Here is a 23,409-nt window from a genome sequence, read left to right as displayed (position 1 = left end):
ACAGAGTGCGCCTTTTTTATTCCTTTTATAGCAACGGATTGATGCCTTCCTGACGCAACAAGGCGAGCAGGGCAATAAGAGGCAACCCAATCAGCGTGTTCGGGTCGCGTCCTGCCAGACTGTCGAAAAGTGTGATCCCCAGTCCTTCGCATTTAAAGCTCCCGGCACAGTCATAAGGTTGTTCGCGATGCAAATAACCGGTAATTTCTTCATCAGTTAATGACCGGAAGGTCACGTCAAATGTTTCACATAAAGTCTGCGCCGTTTGTGTTTCGCCGTTATACAGGCTCAGGCCGGTGTAAAACGTCACTGTCTTGCCACTGGCAGCACGCAACTGGTGGAATGCGTTATCAAACGTGTGCGGTTTGCCGGTTATTTTTCTGTCAATCACGCAGACCTGATCAGAACCGATTATCAGGTGTTCAGGATACAAAGCTGCAAGCACGCTGGCTTTGCTGTAAGCCAGACGCTGCACCAGTTCGGCGGGTTTTTCGTCCCGACCCGGCGTCTCATCAATGGCGGGTGAGGCGCAGGAAAATACCAGGCCGGCTTTATCGAGAAGGGCCTTGCGGTAAACCGATGTTGAAGCCAGAAGTAATTTTTTTTGATGTGCTGACATAATTTTTTTTCACAAAGCGTAGCGTTATTGAATCGCACATTTTAAACTGTCGGCCGCTGCGGAAGCGAATATTGGTGAAAGGTGCGGTTTTAAGGCCTTTTTCTTTGACTCTCTGTCGTTACAAAGTTAATATGCGCGCCCTATGCAAAAAGTAAAATTACCCCTGACCCTTGATGCGGTTCGCACTGCCCAGAAGCGTTTAGACTATACAGGTGTCTATACTGCTGATCAGGTTACGCGTGTTGCCCAATCAGTGGTCAGTGTGGATTCTGATATACAAACCTCTTTGTCGTTTAATATCGACAACCAGCGTCTGGCTGTGATTACCGGCCACTCCGATGTTGCTGTCACTCTGGAATGCCAGAGATGCGGTAAGACGTTTGAACATCAGGTTCACACAACATATTGTTTTAGTCCTGTCCAGAATGATGAACAGGCTGAGGCATTACCGGAAGCGTACGAGCCGATCGAAGTCGATGATTTTGGCGAAGTTGATTTGCTGGCAATGATTGAAGACGAAATTATTCTTTCACTGCCTGTCGTGCCGGTACATGAATCTGAACACTGTGAAGTGTCCGAAGCGGACATGGTATTCGGTAAACTGCCTGAAGAGGCGGAGAAACCAAATCCATTTGCCGTATTAGCGAGTTTAAAGAAAAGTACTTAAGGAGTAAGGTCCATGGCCGTACAACAGAATAAACCAACCCGTTCTAAACGTGGCATGCGTCGTTCACATGATGCTCTGACCACTTCCACTCTGTCTGTGGACAAGACTTCTGGTGAAACTCACCTGCGTCACCACATCACTGCCGACGGTTTCTACCGCGGTCGCAAGGTAATCGGCTGATATTTGTCTGCAACTTATTCACGTGATAAGTGCTGGCAAGGCGATACCTTGACTCGTCTAACCATCGCGTTAGATGTAATGGGCGGAGATTTCGGTCCTTCCGTCACAGTGCCTGCTTCATTGCAGGCACTGATCTCTAATTCTGAATTAGACCTCCTTCTGGTCGGCGATCCCGACGCAATCACACCTTTCTTAGCCAAAGCCGATCCTTCTTTAACAGAACGAATTCGGATAATTCCTGCTGAATCAGTTATAGCCAGCGATTTACGTGCGTCGCAAGCTATACGGGCCAGTAAAGGAAGCTCGATGCGTGTGGCGTTGGAACTGATCAAGAGTGGTGACGCACTGGCGTGTGTCAGTGCCGGGAATACCGGCGCACTGATGGGATTAGCCAAGCTGGTTGTCAAGCCGCTGGATGGCATTGAGCGCCCGGCGTTGATGAGCGTGCTACCTAACCAGCAACGTAGTAAAACTGTGGTGCTGGATCTGGGCGCCAACGTTGAGTGCGACAGCACGATGTTGGTCCAGTTTGCCGTGATGGGGGCTGTGATGGCCGAACAGGTGGTGGGGATCACGAATCCCCGCGTTGCCTTGCTCAATATCGGCGAAGAGGAAAGCAAAGGGCTGGATAATATCCGTGAAGCCGCCGCGATTTTAAAAAATACCGCACTAATCAACTATATCGGTTATCTTGAAGGTAACGACCTTCTGACCGGTAAAACAGATGTGATGGTGTGTGACGGCTTTGTGGGTAACGTTACGCTCAAGACCATGGAAGGTGTAATAAGGATGTTTTTGTCACTGTTAAAATCCTCGGGAGAGGGTGGCAAGAAGGCCTGGTGGTTGAAATGGTTAGGTCGGATTCTGCAGAAAAAATTGCTAAAGCGTTTTAGCCATCTCAATCCCGACCAGTATAATGGCGCATGTTTGTTAGGATTACGGGGCATCGTTATTAAAAGCCACGGCGGAGCAAACCAGCGTGCGTTTGCTGTTGCTATCGAACAGGCTGTGCAGGCGGTGCAGCGGCAAGTCCCTCAGCGGATTGCCGCGCGCCTTGAAGCTGTATTACCCAAGAGTGACTGATCGTACATGTATACAAAGATTCTCGGTACGGGGAGCTATTTGCCCGTGCAAGTTCGGACTAATGCCGACTTAGAAAAAATGGTGGATACCTCCGACGAGTGGATCGTCACACGTACGGGTATTCGTGAACGTCGTATCGCTGCACCGGATGAGACTGTGGCCACAATGGGCCTGCACGCTGCTGAAAAAGCACTTGAAATGGCCAGCGTCAGCGCAAGCGACGTAGGTTTGATCATTGTTGCAACAACCTCATCTTCACATGCATTCCCGAGTTCAGCCTGCCAGGTGCAGAATATGCTCGGCATCAGGGATTGCGCAGCGTTCGATCTGGCGGCGGCATGTGCAGGTTTCACCTATGCGCTGAGCGTTGCCGATCAATACATTAAAAACGGTGCTGTAAAATACGCGCTGGTGATTGGATCTGATGTGCTATCCCGTAAACTCGATCCTGAAGATCGTGGCACGGTGATCCTCTTTGGAGATGGCGCTGGCGCAGTATTGCTGGGAGCTTCCGAAGAGCAAGGCATCATCTCCACTCACATGCATGCCGATGGTCATTACGGTAATCTGTTGACGTTGGCGTACCCTAGCCAGTCAGAACCAGAAAAACCTGCTTATGTCACTATGGCGGGTAATGAAGTCTTCAAAGTCGCGGTGACTGAGTTGGCGCACATTGTTGATGAAACCCTGACGGCAAATAATCTCGACCGCTCTGCTCTTGACTGGCTGGTGCCACATCAGGCGAACCTGCGTATCATCAGCGCAACAGCGAAAAAGCTGGGCATGGGCATGGATAAAGTCGTTGTTACGCTCGATCGTCATGGCAATACGTCGGCGGCTTCTGTGCCTGCAGCACTTGACGAAGCGGTCCGTGACGGCAGAATTCAGCGCGGGCAATTAGTGTTGCTCGAAGCATTTGGCGGTGGCTTTACCTGGGGCTCGGCGCTGGTACGTTTTTGATTTAACAGGATGATAAAAATGACAAAAATAGCGGTGGTTTTCCCTGGTCAGGGTTCTCAGACACTCGGTATGCTGGCTGATTTAGCGGCTGCGCATCCGGTGGTTGAAGAAACATTTGCCGAGGCTTCTTCGGCACTGGGGTACGATTTATGGCAGTTGGTGCAGCAGGGGCCTGCTGAAGAACTGAATAAAACCTGGCAGACGCAACCGGCATTGCTGGCCGCTTCTGTCGCCATCTGGCGCGTATGGCAGCAACAGAATGGCACTCAGCCTGTTCTGATGGCTGGCCACAGTCTGGGTGAGTATTCCGCTTTGGTTTGTGCTGGTGTACTGGATTTTAAACAGGCGATTTCTCTGGTTGAACTGCGCGGTAAGCTGATGCAGGAAGCCGTTCCGGCCGGAACTGGCGCGATGTATGCGATCATTGGTCTGGATAATGATGCCATTGCTAAAGCTTGCGAAGAATCTGCACAGGGTCAGGTTGTTTCTCCGGTGAACTTTAACTCGCCTGGTCAGGTTGTGATCGCGGGTAACAAAGAAGCCGTAGAACGCGCTGGTGCAGCATGTAAAGAAGCCGGTGCAAAACGTGCTCTGCCTCTGCCTGTCAGCGTACCTTCACATTGTGCACTGATGAAGCCAGCCGCTGAAAAGATGGCGATTGCGCTCGAAAATGTCACTTTCAGTGCGCCACAGTACTCTGTCGTGAATAACGTTGACGTGAAAGTCGAAACGTCTCCTGAAGCGATCCGCAGTGCGCTGGTACGTCAGTTGTACAGCCCGGTTCGCTGGACTGAGTCTGTCGAATACATCGCTGCACAAGGCGTAGAACAGTTATTAGAAGTGGGACCAGGTAAAGTGCTGACCGGTCTGACCAAACGTATTGTTGACACCCTGACGGCTGCCGCTGTGAATGACACGGCAAGTCTGGCAGCGGCGCTTGAACAGTAATAAGAGGATGAGTATGAGCTTCGAAGGCAAAATTGCACTGGTTACCGGTGCCAGCCGTGGTATTGGCCGCGCAATCGCAGAAAAACTGGTTGCTGGTGGCGCAAAAGTGATCGGCACTGCGACCAGCGAGAAAGGCGCAGAAGCGATCGGCGAATATTTAGGCGAAAATGGCAAAGGTATCATGCTCAATGTGGTTGATTCTGCATCTATTGAGCAAGTATTGGCGACGATTCGAGCTGAATTTGGCGAAATTGATATTTTAGTTAATAATGCCGGCATTACCCGTGATAACCTTCTTATGCGTATGAAGGATGATGAGTGGCAGGATATCCTGGATACGAACCTGACTTCAGTGTTTCGGCTGTCAAAAGCTGTCATGCGGGCTATGATGAAGAAACGGTGTGGACGGATTATTACAATTGGTTCCGTTGTTGGCACCATGGGTAACGCAGGGCAGGCGAATTACGCGGCGGCTAAAGCTGGCTTGATTGGTTTTAGTAAGTCTTTGGCACGTGAGGTCGCTTCACGTGGCATTACTGTCAACGTCGTCGCTCCTGGCTTTATTGAGACGGATATGACAAGGGCGTTGACAGATGATCAACGCGCAGGCATTTTGTCATCAGTTCCAGCCAACCGGTTGGGCGATGCCAAAGAAATTGCCAGCGCCGTTGCTTTTTTAGCCTCTGACGAGGCCAGCTACATCACGGGTGAAACATTACATGTCAATGGCGGCATGTACATGATTTAAAAATTACGAAATTATTTGCGTTTTTTGCGGTAAAAACCGCAAAATAGAGCAAATTCGTGGTTTGAACAGCCTGGATTTAGTTGCATCTTTTTCAACATTTTATACACTACGAAAACCATCGCGAAAGCGAGTTTTGATAGGAAATTTAAGAGTATGAGCACTATCGAAGAACGCGTTAAGAAAATCATCGTTGAACAGCTGGGTGTTAAACAGGAAGAAGTAGTGAATGCTGCATCTTTCGTAGACGACCTTGGCGCTGATTCTCTCGACACCGTTGAGCTGGTTATGGCTCTGGAAGAAGAGTTTGATACCGAGATCCCTGACGAAGAAGCTGAAAAAATCACTACTGTTCAGGCAGCAATTGATTTTATCAACGCTAGCCAACAGTAAGCGTACATGCTTTAAGTTTAGATAGTTAGGCGGTCATTTGACCGCCTAAGTTTTTTTTATCCCACGGTATTACTACTTTTTTCCCTCCCTGGAGGACATACGTGTCTAAGCGTCGAGTTGTAGTGACTGGACTGGGCATGCTGTCTCCTGTCGGCAATACTGTAGAGTCCACTTGGAACGCTCTCCTTGCCGGTCAGAGTGGCATCAGCCTGATCGACCATTTTGATACTAGTGCCTACGCAACGCGTTTTGCTGGCTTAGTAAAAGATTTTAACTGTGAAGACTTCATCCCGCGCAAAGATGCCCGCAAGATGGATGCCTTTATTCAGTATGGTATTACTGCCGGTATTCAGGCGATGCAAGACTCCGGGCTTGAGGTAACTGCTGAGAACGCGCCACGCATTGGTGCGGCGATCGGTTCCGGTATCGGTGGGCTTGGTCTGATTGAAGAAAACCATTCCTCATTGGTTAACGGCGGACCCCGCAAAATTAGTCCTTTCTTCGTTCCATCCACTATCGTCAACATGATTGCAGGTCATTTGAGTATCATGTTCGGGTTGCGTGGGCCGAGTATTTCTATTGCAACAGCCTGTACTTCTGGGGTGCATAATATTGGTCATGCAGCACGTATCATCGCTTATAACGATGCCGACGTGATGCTGGCAGGCGGCGCGGAAAAAGCCAGTACCCCGTTGGGCGTCGGTGGATTCGGTGCAGCACGCGCGCTTTCAACGCGCAATGACAATCCTCAGGCGGCGAGTCGTCCGTGGGATAAAGATCGTGATGGTTTCGTACTGGGTGACGGCGCAGGTATTATGGTGCTGGAAGAGTACGAACATGCCCGTAAACGCGGTGCAAAAATTTATGCTGAAATTGTCGGTTTTGGCATGAGCAGCGATGCTTACCATATGACATCACCGCCGGAAGATGGCGCGGGTGCGGCATTGGCGATGGAGAACGCACTGCGTGACGCGGGTGTTTCTGCGGCTCAGATTGGTTACATCAACGCACACGGCACCTCGACTGCGGCGGGTGATAAAGCCGAAGCCCAGGCGGTTAAATCCGTCTTTGGTGCTGATGCGCATAAAGTTATGGTCAGCTCGACAAAGTCGATGACCGGCCATCTCTTAGGCGCAGCGGGTGCGGTGGAGTCCATTTTCACCTTGCTGGCATTACGCGACCAGGCGGTTCCGCCGACCATCAATCTGGATAATCCGGATGAAGGTTGTGATCTGGATTTCGTCCCTCACGAAGCGCGCCAGGTTAAAGATATGCAGTATTCCTTGTGCAACTCGTTCGGTTTCGGCGGTACCAATGGTTCGCTGGTATTCCGTAAGATCTGATCCCGCACAAGCTGTGTTTGTGAAGGCCCGTTAATCGGGCCTTTTTGTTGTCTGAATTAAAGCGAAGACTGAATACAACAATGCGTAAACGGGATGCGTGTTCCTGCTGGCAGCGCGTGTCAATACGATAAAGTAAGAATGCTCTCCTTGATGCGACAGACCGGCTCACGCAGGCTCTGCTGTCAGAGAATCGTGACCATAAGCTCCAGAACCGGAGGAAGTAACCATGTGGATTAATGGTGTGGCGGCCGCGATGTTGTCGGCAAGTGACCGTTCAGTGCAGTTTGGCGACGGTTGCTTTACCACAGCCAGGGTGTCAGACGGTGTGATTGTGTTTCTGGCCGGGCATATTCAGCGTCTGCAACGTGCTGCGTCGGTACTGCGGATTGAAGGTGTGGACTGGACGGCTCTGGAACAGGAAATGGTTCTGGCTGCCGGACAGCAGAAAGAGGCAGTGGTTAAAGCCGTCGTGACGCGCGGGCAGGGCGGCCGAGGTTACAGCGCCGCAGGTTGCTCTGCGCCGACGCGTATTGTTTCTGCGTCTGATTATCCGGTGCATTATCACGCGTGGCGGCAACAGGGCGTGAAACTCGCGCTGAGCCCGGTCACACTGAGTAAGAACCCGTTGCTGGCCGGAATAAAACATCTTAACCGGCTGGAACAGGTAATGATCCGCATGCATCTTGACCAGACAGATGCCAATGAAGCGCTGGTGGTTGACACCTCGGGCTGCCTGGTGGAATGCTGTGCGGCAAATTTATTCTGGCGTAAGGGAAATCAGGTGTTTACTCCGGATTTATCGCAGTCCGGCGTTGATGGTCTTATGCGTCAGCACGTCATCCGCGTACTTGAAGCGACATCCCCCTGGGTTGTGAACATCGTCAGTGAATCTGCGGAAACATTATCAGATGCTGACGAAATCCTGATTTGTAACGCCCTGATGCCCGTTCTGCCGGTGAATCAGGTCGATGACAAATATTACATTTCACGGCGTTTGTGCGATTTCCTGCTCCAGAGCTGTTAAGAAAAAGTGATTAAACAATGACAAACAAAAAGACCAAAATCTTCGCCCTCATTGCCCTGATTCTGTTAGGGCTGGCGACGTTTGCCTATCAAAAAGTAAAACAGTTTGCGGATCGCCCGATCAATGTCAGCAGCGAAACTATCTTTACCCTGCCCGCAGGCACGGGACGCGTGGTGCTGGAAACACTGCTAATTGACAAAAAACTGATGAAGCCCAATCCGTGGTTTCCGTGGTTATTACGTTTAGAACCTGAACTGAGCGAGTTTAAAGCTGGTACTTACCGTTTTGAAAAAGGCATGACAGTACGTCAGATGCTTGAGCTGCTGAAAAGCGGTAAAGAGGCCCAATTCAGCGTTCGTTTTGTAGAGGGCTTTAAGCTCAGCGACTGGATGAAAGTTCTGGATAAATCAGAGTATCTGAAGCATGAACTCAGTGGTAAAAGTGGCGAAGACATTGCCGCCGCGCTGGGCGCAACGGACACCAAAAATCTCGAAGGCTGGCTGTATCCGGATACTTACCATTACACTGCGGGCATGACCGATTTATCTCTGCTCAAACGTGCTCACGTAAGGATGGAAAAAACGGTGGCGGATATCTGGAAAGGCCGCATGGATTCTCTGCCGTATAAAACACCTGCTGATATGGTCACCATGGCGTCGATCATTGAAAAAGAAACTGCAGTTAAAGATGAGCGCCCTGAAGTCGCTTCAGTATTTATTAACCGCCTGCGTATTGGTATGCGATTGCAAACCGATCCGACGGTGATTTATGGGATGGGTGATAAATACACTGGCAACATCACCAAGAAAGATCTGGAAACGCCGACTCCGTACAATACCTACGTGATCACCGGCCTGCCGCCGTCGCCAATTGCGATGCCGAGCGAAGCCTCACTGCAGGCCGCCGCGCATCCGGCGAAAACCCCGTATCTATACTTTGTCGCAGACGGCAAAGGCGGGCATACTTTCAGCACTAACCTTGAGAACCATAACAAGGCGGTTCGTGTGTACATAGAGGCGCTTAAGAATAAGAATGAAAAGTAACTTCATTGTGATTGAAGGCCTTGAAGGGGCAGGGAAAACTACTGCTCATGACGTGGTCGTCAATGCTCTGCGTCAGCACGGCGTGGGCGAAATCGTCTTCACCCGTGAACCGGGTGGAACGCCGCTTGCTGAGAAATTACGCGATTTATTCAAACGCGGCGTCGATGGCGAAAAACCTACCGTGAAAGCAGAAGTACTGATGCTTTATGCCGCCCGTGTTCAGCTGGTCGAAACGGTAATTTTGCCTGCACTGGCGCGTGGCGCGTGGGTTGTCGGGGACCGGCATGATCTTTCTTCACAGGCCTACCAGGGCGGTGGTCGCGGGATTGATGCCAAACTGATGACCTCCTTGCGTGATACCGTCCTGGGTGATTTCCGTCCTGATTTGACGCTGTATCTTGATCTGCCTCCGGCTATCGGATTGCAACGTGCCCGTGCCCGTGGGGAACTGGATCGTATTGAGCAGGAAGCGTTGCCTTTCTTTGAGCGTACGCGTACGCGTTATCTCGAACTTGCTGCCGGAGACAGCCGCATCAAAACCATCGATGCCTCCCAATCCATTGAGCAGGTCACCGCTTCCATCGAGCTGACGTTGAAAAACTGGTTCGATGAGCAGGTTTTACAAGGCAACGCATCATGAACTGGTATCCGTGGCTCAGTGGCCCGTACAGACAACTGGTCGGGCAATATCTGACGGGGCGTGGCCACCACGCTTTGCTGATGCATGCGGCTGCGGGGATGGGTGATGAGGCGCTGGTGTATGGTCTGAGTCGATGGTTGCTGTGCCGGCATAAGGACGGGGAAAAAAGCTGCGGAACCTGCCACAGCTGCCAGCTGATGATTGCCGGAAACCATCCTGACTGGCATATTCTCCAGCCTGAAAAGGGCAAAAGCTCTCTGGGCATCGACCCGGTGCGTCAGCTTATTGAAACGCTGTACAACTATTCGCAACAGGGCGGCGCAAAAGTTGTATGGATCCCTCAGACGGAAATGCTGACCGAAGCGGCGGCCAATGCCTTGCTGAAAACGCTGGAAGAGCCGCCTGCTGGCACTTATTTCCTGCTCGGTTGCCGGGAGCCTTCGGCTTTACTGGCGACGATCCGCAGTCGCTGCTTCTACTGGCATCTGCCGGTGCCTGAAGAAACGCTGGCGGTGCACTGGATAAACCGCCAGCTCAGCGCGGATCCGTTCGCGATTAAAACCGCCCTGCGTTTGGCCAACGGCGGGCCATTATCGGCCATTGAACTGTTGCAGCCGGAGCGCTGGAAACAACGCGTGGCGCTTTGCCAGCAGCTTTACGTTCAGTGCCAGCAGCAGGATATGCTTTCTCTGTTGTCTCAGCTTAATCATGAGGATGCCGCTGAACGCCTGTACTGGCTGGCGACGTTACTGCTGGATGCTGTCAAATGGCAGCAACATGCCGGGCAGTTCATCATTAATCACGATCAGCAGCCGCTGATTGCTTTGCTGGCAGGCGCGCAGTCTAACGCATCTCTGCAACAGTCGGTTACGGCGTGGATGCACTGCCGTCAGCAATTGATTTCCATCGTGGGGGTAAACCGCGAACTGCTGCTGACAGAACAGCTGCTGGAATGGGAACAAATGCTTCAGGGGGCGGTTTCCTCGTCAGTTTTCAGTTCCGCGCTATCGCGCTGATATACTCTTTATCTTCAACATACCGCAACGAGTTAATTATTATGTTTTTAGTCGATTCCCACTGCCACCTCGACAGCCTGGATTACAACGAGCTGCATTCAGGCGTGGACAGTGTGCTGGAAAAAGCCCGCGAACGTGATGTGAAATTTATGCTGGCCGTCGCAACAACCCTGCCGGGCTATCGGGCAATGACGCAGCTGATTGGTGATCGCCCGGACGTGGCATTTTCCTGCGGTGTTCATCCGCTGAATATCGACGATGGTTACGATTTCAACGAGCTGCGTGAGCTTGCCGCCAGCCCGAAAGTGGTGGCGATGGGGGAAACCGGTCTGGATTATTTTTATCAGAAAGAAGCGCATCAGCTGAAACTGCAGCAGGACTCTTTCCGCGAGCACATCCGTATTGGCCGCGAGCTGAACAAACCGGTGATCGTCCATACCCGTGATGCCCGCCAGGATACACTGGATATTCTCAAAGAAGAGAAAGCAGGGGAGTGCGGTGGTGTACTCCATTGCTTTACCGAGGATTTGCCGACCGCAAAATTCCTGCTCGATCTGGGTTTTTATATCTCTTTCTCCGGAATTGTGACTTTCCGTAATGCCGATGCGCTGCGTGAAGTGGCACGTTACGTCCCGCTGGATCGTCTGCTGGTAGAAACTGATTCGCCATACCTGGCACCGGTTCCGCATCGCGGAAAGGAAAACCAGCCTGCTTATGTGCGTGACGTTGCCGACTACATGGCAGTGCTCAAAGGCGTGAGCGTGGAACAACTTGCCGAAGCCACGACAGCCAACTTTTCACGATTATTTCACATCGATTCTTCTTCCCTGATGTCACTTTAGGCCAGGTCATATTCTCTGTATTTATTTTTCACCTCGTAATTAATCCTCTGAATGAGGTATTTTGGCACCGTTTTAGGCGGTGTCAGGGGGCTTTTATTCGGATTTTATGTTGATAAATGGTGGCTTTTAAGACGCTCTTACTGCATTTTTCAGAAAAACGTGACTGCCATCAAACATTAACAAAGGGAATTATTTTACCCTGCGTAAAAATTAAAAGGGGTGCTCAGACACCCGACAGCAAAAGGTTCGCAACACTTTTGCAAAGCGGTTAGTTATCAGGCTAAACCGCAATAAGTATCAAAAAGAATCATTACTCAGGAGCACAATCAATTATGTTTAAGAACGCGTTTGCAAACCTTCAAAAGGTCGGTAAATCGCTAATGCTGCCAGTATCCGTACTGCCAATCGCAGGTATCCTGCTTGGTGTCGGTTCTGCAAACTTTAGCTGGCTGCCACTGATCGTTTCTCATGTTATGGCCGAAGCCGGTGGTTCAGTCTTCGCTAATATGCCTTTGATCTTTGCTATTGGTGTTGCCTTAGGCTTCACTAACAACGACGGTGTTTCTGCACTGGCGTCCGTTGTGGCATATGGCATCATGGTGAAAACCATGGCGGTTGTGGCTCCACTGGTTCTGCATTTGCCCGCTGAAGAAATTGCAGCCAAGCATCTGGCCGATACCGGCGTACTGGGCGGTATCATCTCCGGTGCGATTGCGGCTTACATGTTCAACCGTTTCTATCGTATCAAGTTGCCAGAATATCTGGGCTTCTTCGCCGGTAAACGTTTTGTTCCGATCATCTCTGGTCTGGCTGCGATTATCCTGGGTGTGGTTCTGTCCTTCATCTGGCCGCCAATCGGTACAGGTATCCAGACCTTCTCACAATGGGCGGCTTACCAGAACCCGGTCGTGGCATTCGGTATCTACGGTGTGGTAGAACGTGCACTTGTTCCGTTTGGTCTGCACCATATCTGGAACGTTCCATTCCAGATGCAAATCGGTGAGTACGTGAACTCTGCAGGTCAGGTGTTCCACGGCGATATCCCACGTTATATGGCCGGTGACCCAACTGCAGGTAAACTGTCAGGTGGCTTCCTGTTCAAAATGTACGGTCTGCCAGCCGCTGCGGTTGCTATCTGGCATTCAGCGAAACCTGAAAATCGTGCAAAAGTCGGCGGCATCATGATTTCCGCTGCCCTGACTGCGTTCCTGACCGGTATCACCGAGCCAATCGAATTCTCCTTCATGTTCGTTGCGCCGATCCTGTACGTGATCCACGCGATTCTGGCCGGTCTGGCATTCCCAATCTGTATCCTGTTGGGTATGCGTGACGGCACCAGCTTCTCGCACGGTCTGATTGACTTCATCGTTCTGAGTGGTAACAGCAGCAAAATCTGGCTGTTCCCAATCGTAGGTGCGGTGTATGCGGTTGTTTACTACAGCATCTTCCGTTTCCTGATTGCGAAGCTGGATCTGAAAACACCTGGTCGTGAAGACTCTACCAGCGAAACCACCGCGCAGGGCGGTTCTGAAATGTCCGCCTCTCTGGTTCAGGCTTTCGGCGGCAAAGACAACATCACTAACCTTGATGCCTGTATTACCCGTCTGCGTGTCAGCGTAGCGGACGTCTCCAAAGTCGATCAGGCTGGCCTGAAAAAACTGGGTGCGGCAGGTGTGGTAGTTGCAGGTTCTGGTGTTCAGGCGATTTTCGGTACTAAATCTGACAACCTGAAAACCGATATGGACGAGTACATGCGTAGCCATTAATGGTGAGCAATGTCTGGTTCTGAGAAAGGAGGCTTCGGCCTCCTTTTTTTATGTCTGCGATTCAGCGGAGCGCTGGCTGACGCTTTCTGCGTCAATTAAGCATCAAAAAGCGTAATCAGGTTGAAAGGAATGGAAATTCTAACCCATACTGCGTACAACGCTTTTTACTTTGTTAAGGACAGTTAAGATGGCCGAAGAGACAATTTTCAGCAAAATCATTCGCCGTGAAATCCCTGCCGACGTGGTTTATCAGGACGAACTTGTCACTGCGTTTCGCGACATTTCTCCTCAGGCACCCAGCCATATTTTGATTATCCCGAATGTTCTGATCCCGACAATGAATGACGTCGATGCGACGCATGAAGCAGCGCTGGGCAGAATGATGACGGTGGCCGCGAAAATTGCCGAACAGGAAGGCATCGCCGAAAGCGGTTACCGCCTGATCGTCAACTGCAACCGTGATGCTGGTCAGGAGGTTTATCACATCCATATGCATCTGGTCGGTGGCCGTGCACTGGGTCCATTGCTGTCACGTCAGTAAGGGTAAACATGCGTTTTTTGATGGCGTTATTGCCAGTGATTTTGTTGATAGGTTGTAGCAGCAAGCCCACTATTGCGCTGAATAATCAACAAAGAGTGGTAATGGAATCCCCCGTTCTGACGGCAGGCATAATCCCAGGTTCGCCATCCGTATCTGATTCCGGCGGGCAGAAAAAAGCCACAACCAGGTTGGATAACAACCAGCCACACTCAGTCACCCTGCATTATCGTTACTATTGGTATGATAAACAGGGGCTGGATTTATTCCCGGTCGCCGAGGCCAGGACCATTACTGTTCCGGCGAACAGCAGCGTGGACGTCAGTTCCCTGAACGGCAATCTTGATGCGTACAGTGTGCGTATTTACCTTTATCTCTAATTTTTTGCACGGAGAAGGTTGATGAAAAAGTATTTCCTCATTGTGGCAATTGCCGCATTGATCCTTGGCGGTTGTACGTTGCCAAACCAGCAGCAAAACCAGCCACAGCAGCCTGAGCAACCGCAGCAGCCACAGCAACCGTTGCCACCGGTTAACCCGCCGGTTCCGGAGCAACCGCAGGTCCAGCCAGTTCCGCAGCCGCCTAAATTTGCCAATATCGACTGGACCGCAACTGTTGAGCCAATGCTTGCGAAAATGCTGAAATCCGGTGGTGTGCAGCCGGGCAGCGTTCTGCTGGTGGATGGCGTGAAAAACAGCACCAACGGTTCCCTGCAAATGGCAAAAGCCACCGATGCATTGCGCAATGCACTGGCCAACAACACGACCTTCCAGGTGGTACCCGCCGAGCAACTGGCTTCGGCCAAACAGTCTCTGGGATTATCGCCGGATGACAGTCTGGCTTCGGTCAGTAAAGCCATCGGCCTGGCAAACATCGTAAAAGCGCAGTACGTGCTTTACAGTACCGTGAGTGGTGATGTGAAAGCGCCGACCATGTCGATGCGTCTGATTACCGCACCGAGTGGTGAAATCATCTGGTCAGGCCGCGGTGCAGTTCAGAATTAACGCTGAGCTTCTGCAGCACGAACTCCGGCAACTGATTGAGCAACATTATCCGGCGGTGAAAACCGCCGGTTTTCGTTTATTACCGGTTGCCGGGCTGACCGGCGAAAGCTGGAAAATCAGCTCGTCTGCCGGCGAGTTTCTGGCACGACATCAGTCTGTACAGCGGCAAGCTTTGGGCGCTGACCGGCAACGTGAATCTGTGATTTTGCGGCATATCGCGCGGCACAAATTAGGCCCTTGTGTCAGACTTTATTCGCCGCCGTGGCTGATAGTCGACTGGATAGACGGAACGCCTTTGCAAGATCAGGCACTCGCCGCCGTTTCAGGCCAGAAAGCCTTGTGCCAGCGTCTGGTGCAGTTACACCAGTTGCCACTATCAGGCTACCGGCTGGATTTACAGCAGCAATTTGCCCGCTACTGGCAACATATCGACCGGCGCAGGCTGACGCCGCACTGGCTGCGTTTGCACCGCAAAATGTTGTCGCAGTATCCGCCGTCACCGCTGAAACTGGCGCTGGTACATATGGATATTCACGCCGGTAATGTGCTTAGTACGCCAGACGGGCTGCGGCTGATTGACTGGGAATATGCGGCGAATGCGGACATTGCGCTGGAGCTGGCGGCGATTATTCGTGGCAACGACTGGAACGCGCAGCAGCAAAATGCGTTCATCGGCGAATACGTTGATGCTGGCGGCTATCAGGAAATATTTCTTTTGCAGCAGCGGGTTAAACGCTGGATCCCCTGGGTTGATTACCTGATGCTGATGTGGTTCGAAGTGCGCTGGCAGCAGACCGGCGAGAGTAAATATCTTGAATGGGTGCGCCCGTTGCACCCGTGATAATTGTCTGAAAAATGAAAAGGAGCGTCCATTTTGTTGGGACCTGTAATGCTGGATGTCGCTGGCTACGCGCTGGATGCCGAAGAACGTGAAATTTTGCAGCACCCGCTGGTGGGCGGGCTGATTTTATTCACCCGAAATTATCATGATGTCGATCAGTTACATGAACTGATCCGCCAGATCCGCGCCGCGTCGCACGACAGGCTGGTGCTGGCCGTGGATCAGGAAGGCGGGCGCGTACAGCGCTTCCGCGAAAGTTTTACCCGTCTGCCTGCCGCGCAATCTTTTGCGGCGCTCAATGAACCGCACGAAGCGGGGCGTCTGGCCCAGGAAAGCGGCTGGCTGATGGCGTCGGAAATGATTGTGATGGATATCGACATCAGCTTCGCGCCAGTGCTGGATATCGGACATATCAGCGCAGCTATCGGCGAACGTTCGTTCCATGCAGAACCCCGGAAAGCGCTTGAAATGGCTGAGCAGTATATTCTCGGTATGCATTCCGCTGGCATGAAAACCACCGGTAAGCATTTTCCGGGGCACGGTGCCGTCAGCGCGGATTCCCATAAAGAAACGCCACACGACGATCGCCCGCTGGAAGTTATCCGCCAGCACGACATGGCTATCTTCCGTCAGCTCAACGAACGTAAATTACTGGATGCCGTGATGCCGGCGCACGTGATTTATACTCAGGCCGATCCACGTCCGGCCAGCGGTTCGCCATACTGGTTGCAGGAAATTTTGCGCAAAGAGCTGAATTTCAACGGCGTGATCTTCTCCGATGATATCTCAATGGAAGGTGCGGCAATCATGGGGTCTTATCCCGAACGCGCGCAGGCCTCTCTGGATGCGGGTTGCGACATGATCCTGGCCTGTAATAACCGGCAGGGCGCTGTCAGCGTGCTGGATAACCTGTCTCCGGTCAACGCTGAGCGCGTTGCACAGTTGTATCATCGCGGACTGTATAGTGGAAAACAGGCCCGTCAGGACCTGCAAAATTCGAGACGCTGGAAAGAGGCAAACCGTGATCTGACCACACTCGACGCCCGCTGGCAGGAACATAAACAGGCTGCCCTGTAACGTTTTTCCGACCACGTGAAGGGTTCAACGCACATTCAGGATGAGGTAAACGATGATTATCTATTTGCATGGCTTCGATTCAACCAGTCCCGGTAATCACGAGAAAGTGTTGCAGTTACAGTTCATTGATCCGGACGTGCGCTTCATCAGTTACAGCACGCTGCACCCGCGTCATGACATGCAACATCTGCTAAAAGAAGTGGATAAAGTGCTGCAGGAAACGACGGACAAGAATGCGCTGATTTGCGGCGTCGGACTTGGCGGATTCTGGGCTGAACGCATCGGTTTCCTGTGCGGGATCCGCCAGGTGATGTTCAATCCGAATTTGTCACCGCAGGATAATATGACCGGGAAAATCGACCGCCCGGAAGAGTATGAAGATATCGCCACCAAGTGCATCAGCGATTTCCGCGAGAAAAACCGCGACCGCTGTCTGGTGATTTTATCCCGTGAAGATGGCGTGCTCGACAGCAGCAAAACCGCTGAGAAATTGCATCACTATTATCCGGTTGAATGGGACGAGCATCAGAGCCATAAATTCAAAGATATCTCGACGCATCTGCAACGCATTAAAGCGTTCAAAAATATCGTCTGATTTAACATTTCGTTTCTGAAATCGCTAAAACCACTGCCTTTGCGCAGTGGTTTTTTATTTGTGTCATTCCCGCTTCAGTATTCGTTTTCATGGCAGATCCGCGTCTAACTTGCTGATTTAAAGATGTCAAAATGCGTGCCATTTTCCTAAGTCAAATTAGCCAAATGAATTTAAATTGACCTATATCAATTTTGGTATGACCAAATCACCACGCGTGATATCCTCCGTCTCAGATACCGATTTAACTTAAGCAACCCTATGTTATATAAGGATTATATTTTTACTCTTATATAACAATTGGTTCACATTTGAGGGGGTCATTTTGACATCACCAATGAAGAAAATTGTGATTATCGGCGGCGGCGCCGGCGGTCTGGAACTGGCGACCAGCCTGGGCCATAAACTTGGCCGCAACAAAAAAGCGGAGATCATTCTGGTCGACCGTAACCACAGCCATTTATGGAAACCCCTGTTGCACGAAGTGGCGACCGGCAGTCTGGATGACGGCGTGGATGCGCTGAGCTATCTGGCTCATGCCCGCAACCACGGTTTCACCTTCCAGATTGGCTCACTGACCGATATCGACCGTGAAAATCAGACCATCAAACTGGCTGAAATCTGTGACGAGAACGGCGAAATGCTGGTGCCGGTACGGGATATTGCGTACGACACCCTGGTGATGGCGCTGGGCAGCACGTCTAACGATTTCGGTACACCGGGCGTCAAAGACCACTGCATCTTCCTGGATAACCCGCATCAGGCGCACCGTTTCCATAACGAAATGCTGAACCTGTTCCTCAAATTCTCTGCCAGTGCAGACAAGCAGAAGAAAGTGAACATTGCGATTGTTGGCGGCGGGGCGACGGGTGTCGAGCTGTCTGCCGAGCTGCATAATGCGGTAAAACAACTGCACAGCTACGGTTTCGAAGGGCTGGACAGCGAAGCGCTGAACGTCACGCTGGTGGAAGCCGGTGAACGTATTCTGCCTGCGCTGCCACCGCGTATTTCTGCTGCGGCGCACAACGAGCTGACTAAACTGGGCGTACGCGTTCTGACGCAAACCATGGTGACCAGCGCGGATAAGAACGGTCTGAACACCAGGTCCGGCGAATTCATTGACGCCGATCTGATGGTCTGGGCGGCGGGGATTAAAGCCCCTGATTTCATGAAAGACATCGCGGGTCTGGAAACCAACCGTATCAATCAGCTTGTGGTGGAACCGACGCTGCAGACCACGCGCGACCCGAACATCTATGCGATTGGCGACTGCGCTTCCTGCCCGCAGCCATCCGGTGGCTTTGTGCCGCCACGTGCGCAGTCAGCGCATCAGATGGCCTCCCGCTGCTTCGCCAATATCATGGCGCAGCGTAAGGGGCAAAGCCTGAAACCTTACGTCTATAAAGACCACGGTTCACTGGTTTCCCTTTCACGCTTCAGTACTGTCGGCAGCCTGATGGGTAACCTGATGCGCGGTTCTATGATGGTCGAAGGCCGTCTGGCGAGACTGGTTTATATCTCGCTGTACCGTATGCACCAGATTGCATTGCACGGTTACATCAAAACCGGTCTGATGATGCTGGTCGGCGGCATTAACCGGGTGATCCGCCCGCGTCTTAAACTGCACTGATACCTGTCAGCTGATATTTTTCAACGTCAGCTGAATCGTTTCATAGCCTAAAGCCTGTTTCTGACAGGCTTTTTCTTATCTGCATGAATACCCCTGTGAACAGCATAAGATCCCGCCACGATGAGGTTGTCTGCTAAGAATTCTCCGAAACAGGGGGATGCACCGGTTGTTTATCTCACTTACAGATTTCGTCTTATTGTTTGCTTACGTTTAGGTGTGCAGACTTAACAATAAGTTTACAAGAACAGATGGTCACAGACGGCGATTCACGCACGCCGAACCTCAGATGTGAAGCTGTCCGCTGAGGGACTCCGGTAACGGAGTCATTGCGTGGTAACATTTGCGGAGGAAGTCCTGTGAACAAGTCAATGTTAGCTGGGGTCGGTATCGGTGTGGCTGCGGCGTTGGGCATTGCTGGCGTTGCAAGCATGAATGTTTTTTCATCTGGCCCGGAGTACGCGCAGGTTGTCAGCGCGACGCCAATCAAAGAAACCACGAAAATCCCGCGTCAGGAATGTCGTAATGTGACGGTCACTCACCGACGTCCTGTACAGGATGAACATCAGATTGCTGGCTCCGTGCTCGGTGCAGTCGCCGGTGGCGTACTGGGGCACCAGTTTGGTGGCGGCCGCGGACGTGATGTTGCGACGGTAGCGGGTGCGTTGGGCGGTGGCTATGCGGGTAACCGCGTGCAGAGCAGCATGCAGGAAAACGACACCTACACCACGCAACAGCAGCGCTGTAAAACCGTGTATGACAAAGAAGATAAAACGCTCGGTTATGATGTGACCTATAAAATAGGCGATCAGCAAGGGAAAGTTCGTATGGACCACGATCCGGGCACACAAATTCCGCTGGATAAAAGCGGTCAGTTGCAACTTACCCGTTCATAATCAAGCGGGAAGTGTGGAAAATAAAAAGCCTGAGGTGAAAACCTCAGGCTTTTTTTAACGCATGAAGATCAGATTCAGATCAGATGCTCAGTAAACTCATTCAGCATGTCACCGACAAACTTCAGGCGTTTCGGGCGATCAGTCAGATCTAACACAAACTTCAGTTTTGTCGGGCCGTCCAGCCGGTAAACCTGGGGTTGTTTCTGTAACAGACCAATCAGGAAGCCCGGATCCACACGGTTCTTATCGCCAAACTCAATGAATCCGCCGCGCTCGTTGCCTTCAATACGCCGGATGCCGAGTTCTTTGGCTTTCAGGCGCAGCACGGCAATCAGCAACAGATTGCGCGCACCGTCCGGCAGTGTGCCAAAACGGTCGATCAGCTCAACGCGGAGTTCATCCAGTTCGCCTTCGGTTTTCGCACTGGCGATACGTTTATACAACGACAGGCGCGTATTCACATCAGGAATGAAATCCTCCGGCAGCAGCGCAGGCATGCGCATTTCAACTTCGGTCTGGCTGGTGGTTAAATCCTCCAGCGATGGCTCGCGGCCTTCTTTCAACGCTTCGACGGCGTTTTCCAGCAACTCCATATACAGCGAGAAACCGATACTGGTCATCTGGCCGCTCTGGCCTTCGCCGAGCAGTTCGCCAGCACCGCGGATTTCAAGGTCGTGCGTCGCCAGCGCAAAACCGGCACCCAGGTCTTCCAGCGAGGCAATGGCCTCCAGACGTTTATGTGCATCGGCCGACATGGCTTTCGGTGGCGGCGTCAGCAGATACGCATAGGCCTGATGGTGTGACCGCCCTACGCGGCCACGCAACTGATGCAACTGCGCCAGACCAAAGTGGTCGGCGCGCTCAATAATGATTGTGTTCGCCGTCGGGATATCGATACCGGTTTCGATAATGGTGGTACACACCAGCACGTTGAAACGCTGGTGATGGAAATCATTCATCACACGCTCGAGGTCGCGTTCACGCATCTGACCGTGGCCGATGGCAATGCGCGCTTCCGGCACGAGTTCGGCCAGCCGCTGCGAGGCTTTCTCGATATTCTCGACATCGTTGTAGAGATAATAAACCTGCCCGCCGCGCAGAATTTCACGCAGGATTGCCTCACGCACGACCAGACTGTCGTACTCGCGCACAAAGGTTTTCACCGCCATACGACGTGCAGGCGGTGTGGCAATAATCGACAGGTCGCGCATGCCGCTCATGGCCATGTTCAGCGTACGCGGGATAGGCGTTGCGGTCAGGGTAAGAATATCTACGTCTGCACGCATCGCCTTGATGCGCTCTTTATGACGTACGCCGAAACGGTGCTCTTCATCGACAATCAGCAGTCCCAGATCTTTCCAGCGTAGATCGGTTTGCAGCAGTTTGTGTGTGCCGATAATAATATCGACTTTGCCTTCAACCGCATCTTCCAGCACGACGTTTTGTTCTTTGGCGCTGCGGAAACGCGACATCATTTCGATGCGCACTGGCCAGCTGGCGAAGCGGTCGCGGAAGTTATCGAAGTGCTGTTGTGCCAGCAGGGTGGTCGGTACCAGAACGGCCACCTGCTTATTGTTGGAAACGGCGAGGAAGGCTGCGCGCATCGCCACTTCGGTTTTACCAAAACCGACGTCGCCACATACCAGCCGGTCCATCGCCAGCGGTTGGGTCATGTCAGTCAGTACCGCGTTAATGGCCTGTGCCTGATCCGGCGTGGTTTCAAACGGGAAAGCCTGACAGAACAGCTGATACTGTGCTTTGTCGTGCTTAAACGCGAAACCACTTTTGGCTTCGCGCTGGGCGTAGATATCCAGCAGTTCCGCAGCGACATCGCGCACTTTCTCGGCCGCTTTCTGCCGCGCTTTTGACCAGGCTTCACCGCCGAGTTTATGCAGCGGCGCGCTCTCATCCGCGCCACCGGCATAGCGGCTGATGAGATGCAGCGATGATACCGGCACATACAGTTTGTCTTCACCGGCGTAGGTCAGTATCAGGTATTCGGCAGTGATGCCGCCGGTTTCAAGCGTTGTCAGCCCGAGATAACGGCCCACACCGTGTTCGACATGCACTACCGGCTGGCCGGGACGCAGTTCGGCGAGATTACGGATCAGTGTATCGGTGTTGATCGACCGTCGGCTGTCCTGACGGCGACGCGCCACGCGTTCACCAAGCAGATCGCTTTCACAAATCAGCGCCAGCTGTTTATCCGCATCCAGAAAACCACGTTCGCACGCGCCGATCATGATGTAACGACCGGCGATATCGGCTTCTTCAATCCGGGTGATAAGCGTCGGCATCAGCTTGATGCGTGCCAGCAAATCCTGAAGCGTTTCGCGGCGGCCTTCACTTTCTACAGAGAATACCAGGCTGCCGGCAAAGGATTCATTAAAGCGACGCAGGTTATCCATCGGCGCTTTATTCTGCGGCTGAACGGATAAATCTGGCAGCTTTTCGTAACTCAGATTGGTATTGGCGGCTTTCTTCGGCAGCGAATCAGTACGCAGCTGAACACGTGGCCAGGCTTTCAGCTCGGTAAACAGCGACTCCACACGCAGCCAGAGATTTTCCGGCTCGAGCAGCGGACGCATCGGATCGACCCGGCGGCTTTCGTAACGCTGGCAGGCGTCCTGCCAGAAGCGCTCAGCGGCGGCTTCGAGATCGCCGGTATTCAGCACCAGCGTGTTTTCCGGCAGATAGCTGAACAGCGTGGTCAGCGGCTGACTGAAAAACAACGGCTGCCAGTATTCGATACCGGCGGGGAAGGTCCCTTTACTGACCTGCTGATAAACGTGTTCGGCATCGCGACGTACTTCGAACTTCTCGCGCCATTGGCTGCGGAACAGTTCAATGGCATTTTTATCGGTTGGAAATTCGTGCGCGGGTAGCAGATTGATATGTTCCACTTCACTCAGCGTGCGCTGGGTATCCACATCGAAAATGCGCAGGCTGTCGATTTCATCATCAAAGAAATCAATGCGATAAGGTTCTTCGCTGCCCATCGGATACAAATCCAGCAGAGCGCCACGGGTGGCAAACTCGCCGTGCTCCATCACCTGATCTACGCTGCGATAACCGGCCTGTTCCAGCTGTGCACGCAATTTATCGCGCGAAAGCTGCTGACCTTTCTTCATCACCAGCGCGTGACCGTGCAGGAATTCGTGCGGGCAGACGCGTTGCATCAGTGTATTCACCGGCAGAATAATGATGCCGCGTTCCATAGTAGGAAGCTGATACAAACTGGAAAGGCGTGAAGAAATAATTTCCTGATGTGGAGAAAAACTGTCGTAAGGTAGCGTTTCCCAGTCCGCAATACTCAGGACTTTGTTGTCAGTAAACTGTTGAATTTCATCGCGCAGGCGCAGGGCATTTTGCATATCAGGCGCAATCAGCAGGATCGGGCCTGTATGGCGTTCACTGATTTGGGCGCATTCCAGCGCGCAGGCGGAGCCTGTAAGCTGGCCTAACAGGCGGTTGTCGCCCGGGCGTTCAGGCAACGAATAACGATAATCTTGAGACATAGGCTGTGTTGAGTTCTCGTTTTGGCGGCTGTCGGAGGCCAATTAGC

Annotated in this window: 24 protein-coding genes; 22 read left to right on the top strand and 2 right to left on the bottom strand. The window is 52.2% G+C overall.

The window, feature by feature from the left end; genetic code table 11:
- Positions 1–25: 25 nt before the first annotated feature.
- Positions 26–619: a Maf family protein gene (locus tag GW591_RS09600; protein ID WP_013576251.1), complete on the bottom strand. Its 594-nt coding sequence runs from the start codon at positions 617–619 to the stop codon at positions 26–28.
- Positions 620–761: 142 nt separating this feature from the next.
- Here GW591_RS09600 and yceD point away from each other — a divergent pair, with 142 nt between their 5' ends.
- From yceD to GW591_RS09490, 22 genes are all read left to right on the top strand, one after another.
- The gene (gene yceD / locus GW591_RS09595) at positions 762–1,286 is read left to right on the top strand and encodes a 23S rRNA accumulation protein YceD (RefSeq protein ID WP_013576250.1); all 525 of its coding nucleotides are present in this window, start codon (positions 762–764) and stop codon (positions 1,284–1,286) included.
- Between the two features lie 12 nt (positions 1,287–1,298).
- Positions 1,299–1,466 (top strand): 50S ribosomal protein L32, encoded by a 168-nt coding sequence (rpmF, locus tag GW591_RS09590; protein WP_013576249.1) that lies wholly within the window; start codon positions 1,299–1,301, stop codon positions 1,464–1,466.
- 48 nt (positions 1,467–1,514) lie between these two features.
- Positions 1,515–2,549, top strand: coding sequence for a phosphate acyltransferase PlsX (gene plsX, locus GW591_RS09585; protein ID WP_013576248.1), 1,035 nt, complete (start codon positions 1,515–1,517; stop codon positions 2,547–2,549).
- Between the two features lie 6 nt (positions 2,550–2,555).
- A complete protein-coding gene (locus GW591_RS09580; protein ID WP_013576247.1) occupies positions 2,556–3,509 on the top strand; it encodes a beta-ketoacyl-ACP synthase III in 954 nt (317 codons plus the stop codon).
- Positions 3,510–3,527: 18 nt separating this feature from the next.
- Positions 3,528–4,457 carry an ACP S-malonyltransferase gene (gene fabD / locus GW591_RS09575; RefSeq protein ID WP_037037332.1) on the top strand — a complete coding sequence of 310 codons (930 nt, stop codon included), beginning with the start codon at positions 3,528–3,530 and terminating at the stop codon, positions 4,455–4,457.
- 13 nt (positions 4,458–4,470) lie between these two features.
- Positions 4,471–5,205, top strand: coding sequence for a 3-oxoacyl-ACP reductase FabG (fabG, locus tag GW591_RS09570; protein WP_013576245.1), 735 nt, complete (start codon positions 4,471–4,473; stop codon positions 5,203–5,205).
- A gap of 153 nt (positions 5,206–5,358) precedes the next feature.
- Positions 5,359–5,595, top strand: coding sequence for an acyl carrier protein (acpP, locus tag GW591_RS09565; RefSeq protein ID WP_015690190.1), 237 nt, complete (start codon positions 5,359–5,361; stop codon positions 5,593–5,595).
- Positions 5,596–5,696: 101 nt separating this feature from the next.
- Complete coding sequence (gene fabF, locus GW591_RS09560) at positions 5,697–6,938, top strand: beta-ketoacyl-ACP synthase II (RefSeq protein WP_013576244.1); 1,242 nt, start codon at positions 5,697–5,699, stop codon at positions 6,936–6,938.
- A 226-nt stretch (positions 6,939–7,164) separates the two neighbouring features.
- Positions 7,165–7,962 carry an aminodeoxychorismate lyase gene (gene pabC / locus GW591_RS09555; protein WP_112151609.1) on the top strand — a complete coding sequence of 266 codons (798 nt, stop codon included), beginning with the start codon at positions 7,165–7,167 and terminating at the stop codon, positions 7,960–7,962.
- A gap of 17 nt (positions 7,963–7,979) precedes the next feature.
- Positions 7,980–9,005: an endolytic transglycosylase MltG gene (mltG, locus tag GW591_RS09550; protein WP_013576242.1), complete on the top strand. Its 1,026-nt coding sequence runs from the start codon at positions 7,980–7,982 to the stop codon at positions 9,003–9,005.
- On the top strand, positions 8,995–9,645 hold the full coding sequence (tmk, locus tag GW591_RS09545) for a dTMP kinase (protein ID WP_013576241.1): 651 nt from the start codon (positions 8,995–8,997) through the stop codon (positions 9,643–9,645). The genes mltG and tmk overlap by 11 nt, the downstream gene beginning before the upstream one ends.
- Positions 9,642–10,661, top strand: coding sequence for a DNA polymerase III subunit delta' (holB, locus tag GW591_RS09540; protein WP_112198440.1), 1,020 nt, complete (start codon positions 9,642–9,644; stop codon positions 10,659–10,661). The genes tmk and holB overlap by 4 nt, the downstream gene beginning before the upstream one ends.
- Positions 10,662–10,702: 41 nt before the next feature.
- The gene (locus GW591_RS09535) at positions 10,703–11,503 is read left to right on the top strand and encodes a metal-dependent hydrolase (protein ID WP_015690189.1); all 801 of its coding nucleotides are present in this window, start codon (positions 10,703–10,705) and stop codon (positions 11,501–11,503) included.
- Positions 11,504–11,835: 332 nt separating this feature from the next.
- Positions 11,836–13,269: a PTS glucose transporter subunit IIBC gene (gene ptsG / locus GW591_RS09530; RefSeq protein ID WP_013576238.1), complete on the top strand. Its 1,434-nt coding sequence runs from the start codon at positions 11,836–11,838 to the stop codon at positions 13,267–13,269.
- Between the two features lie 187 nt (positions 13,270–13,456).
- Positions 13,457–13,810, top strand: a complete 354-nt coding sequence (gene hinT, locus GW591_RS09525; protein ID WP_013576236.1) for a purine nucleoside phosphoramidase — start codon at positions 13,457–13,459, stop codon at positions 13,808–13,810.
- An 8-nt stretch (positions 13,811–13,818) separates the two neighbouring features.
- On the top strand, positions 13,819–14,187 hold the full coding sequence (locus GW591_RS09520) for a YcfL family protein (protein WP_013576235.1): 369 nt from the start codon (positions 13,819–13,821) through the stop codon (positions 14,185–14,187).
- 21 nt (positions 14,188–14,208) lie between these two features.
- The gene (lpoB, locus tag GW591_RS09515) at positions 14,209–14,811 is read left to right on the top strand and encodes a penicillin-binding protein activator LpoB (RefSeq protein ID WP_013576234.1); all 603 of its coding nucleotides are present in this window, start codon (positions 14,209–14,211) and stop codon (positions 14,809–14,811) included.
- Positions 14,795–15,652, top strand: coding sequence for a phosphotransferase (locus tag GW591_RS09510; RefSeq protein WP_013576233.1), 858 nt, complete (start codon positions 14,795–14,797; stop codon positions 15,650–15,652). The genes lpoB and GW591_RS09510 overlap by 17 nt, the downstream gene beginning before the upstream one ends.
- A gap of 48 nt (positions 15,653–15,700) precedes the next feature.
- A complete protein-coding gene (nagZ, locus tag GW591_RS09505; RefSeq protein WP_013576232.1) occupies positions 15,701–16,729 on the top strand; it encodes a beta-N-acetylhexosaminidase in 1,029 nt (342 codons plus the stop codon).
- A gap of 52 nt (positions 16,730–16,781) precedes the next feature.
- Positions 16,782–17,324 carry an alpha/beta hydrolase YcfP gene (gene ycfP, locus GW591_RS09500; RefSeq protein WP_013576231.1) on the top strand — a complete coding sequence of 181 codons (543 nt, stop codon included), beginning with the start codon at positions 16,782–16,784 and terminating at the stop codon, positions 17,322–17,324.
- Positions 17,325–17,646: 322 nt separating this feature from the next.
- On the top strand, positions 17,647–18,951 hold the full coding sequence (locus GW591_RS09495) for an NAD(P)/FAD-dependent oxidoreductase (RefSeq protein ID WP_112151606.1): 1,305 nt from the start codon (positions 17,647–17,649) through the stop codon (positions 18,949–18,951).
- 356 nt (positions 18,952–19,307) lie between these two features.
- Complete coding sequence (locus GW591_RS09490) at positions 19,308–19,844, top strand: glycine zipper 2TM domain-containing protein (RefSeq protein ID WP_013576229.1); 537 nt, start codon at positions 19,308–19,310, stop codon at positions 19,842–19,844.
- Positions 19,845–19,918: 74 nt separating this feature from the next.
- Here the strand turns inward: GW591_RS09490 and mfd are convergent, their stop codons facing one another.
- Complete coding sequence (gene mfd, locus GW591_RS09485) at positions 19,919–23,362, bottom strand: transcription-repair coupling factor (protein WP_013576228.1); 3,444 nt, start codon at positions 23,360–23,362, stop codon at positions 19,919–19,921.
- Between the last annotated feature and the right edge of the window lie 47 nt (positions 23,363–23,409).

The organism is Rahnella aceris (genome assembly GCF_011684115.1).
Taxonomy (GTDB): Bacteria; Pseudomonadota; Gammaproteobacteria; order Enterobacterales; family Enterobacteriaceae; genus Rahnella; species Rahnella aceris.
Note: the sequence above shows the minus strand (reverse complement) of the source record. Positions and strands in the feature narration are given on the sequence as shown.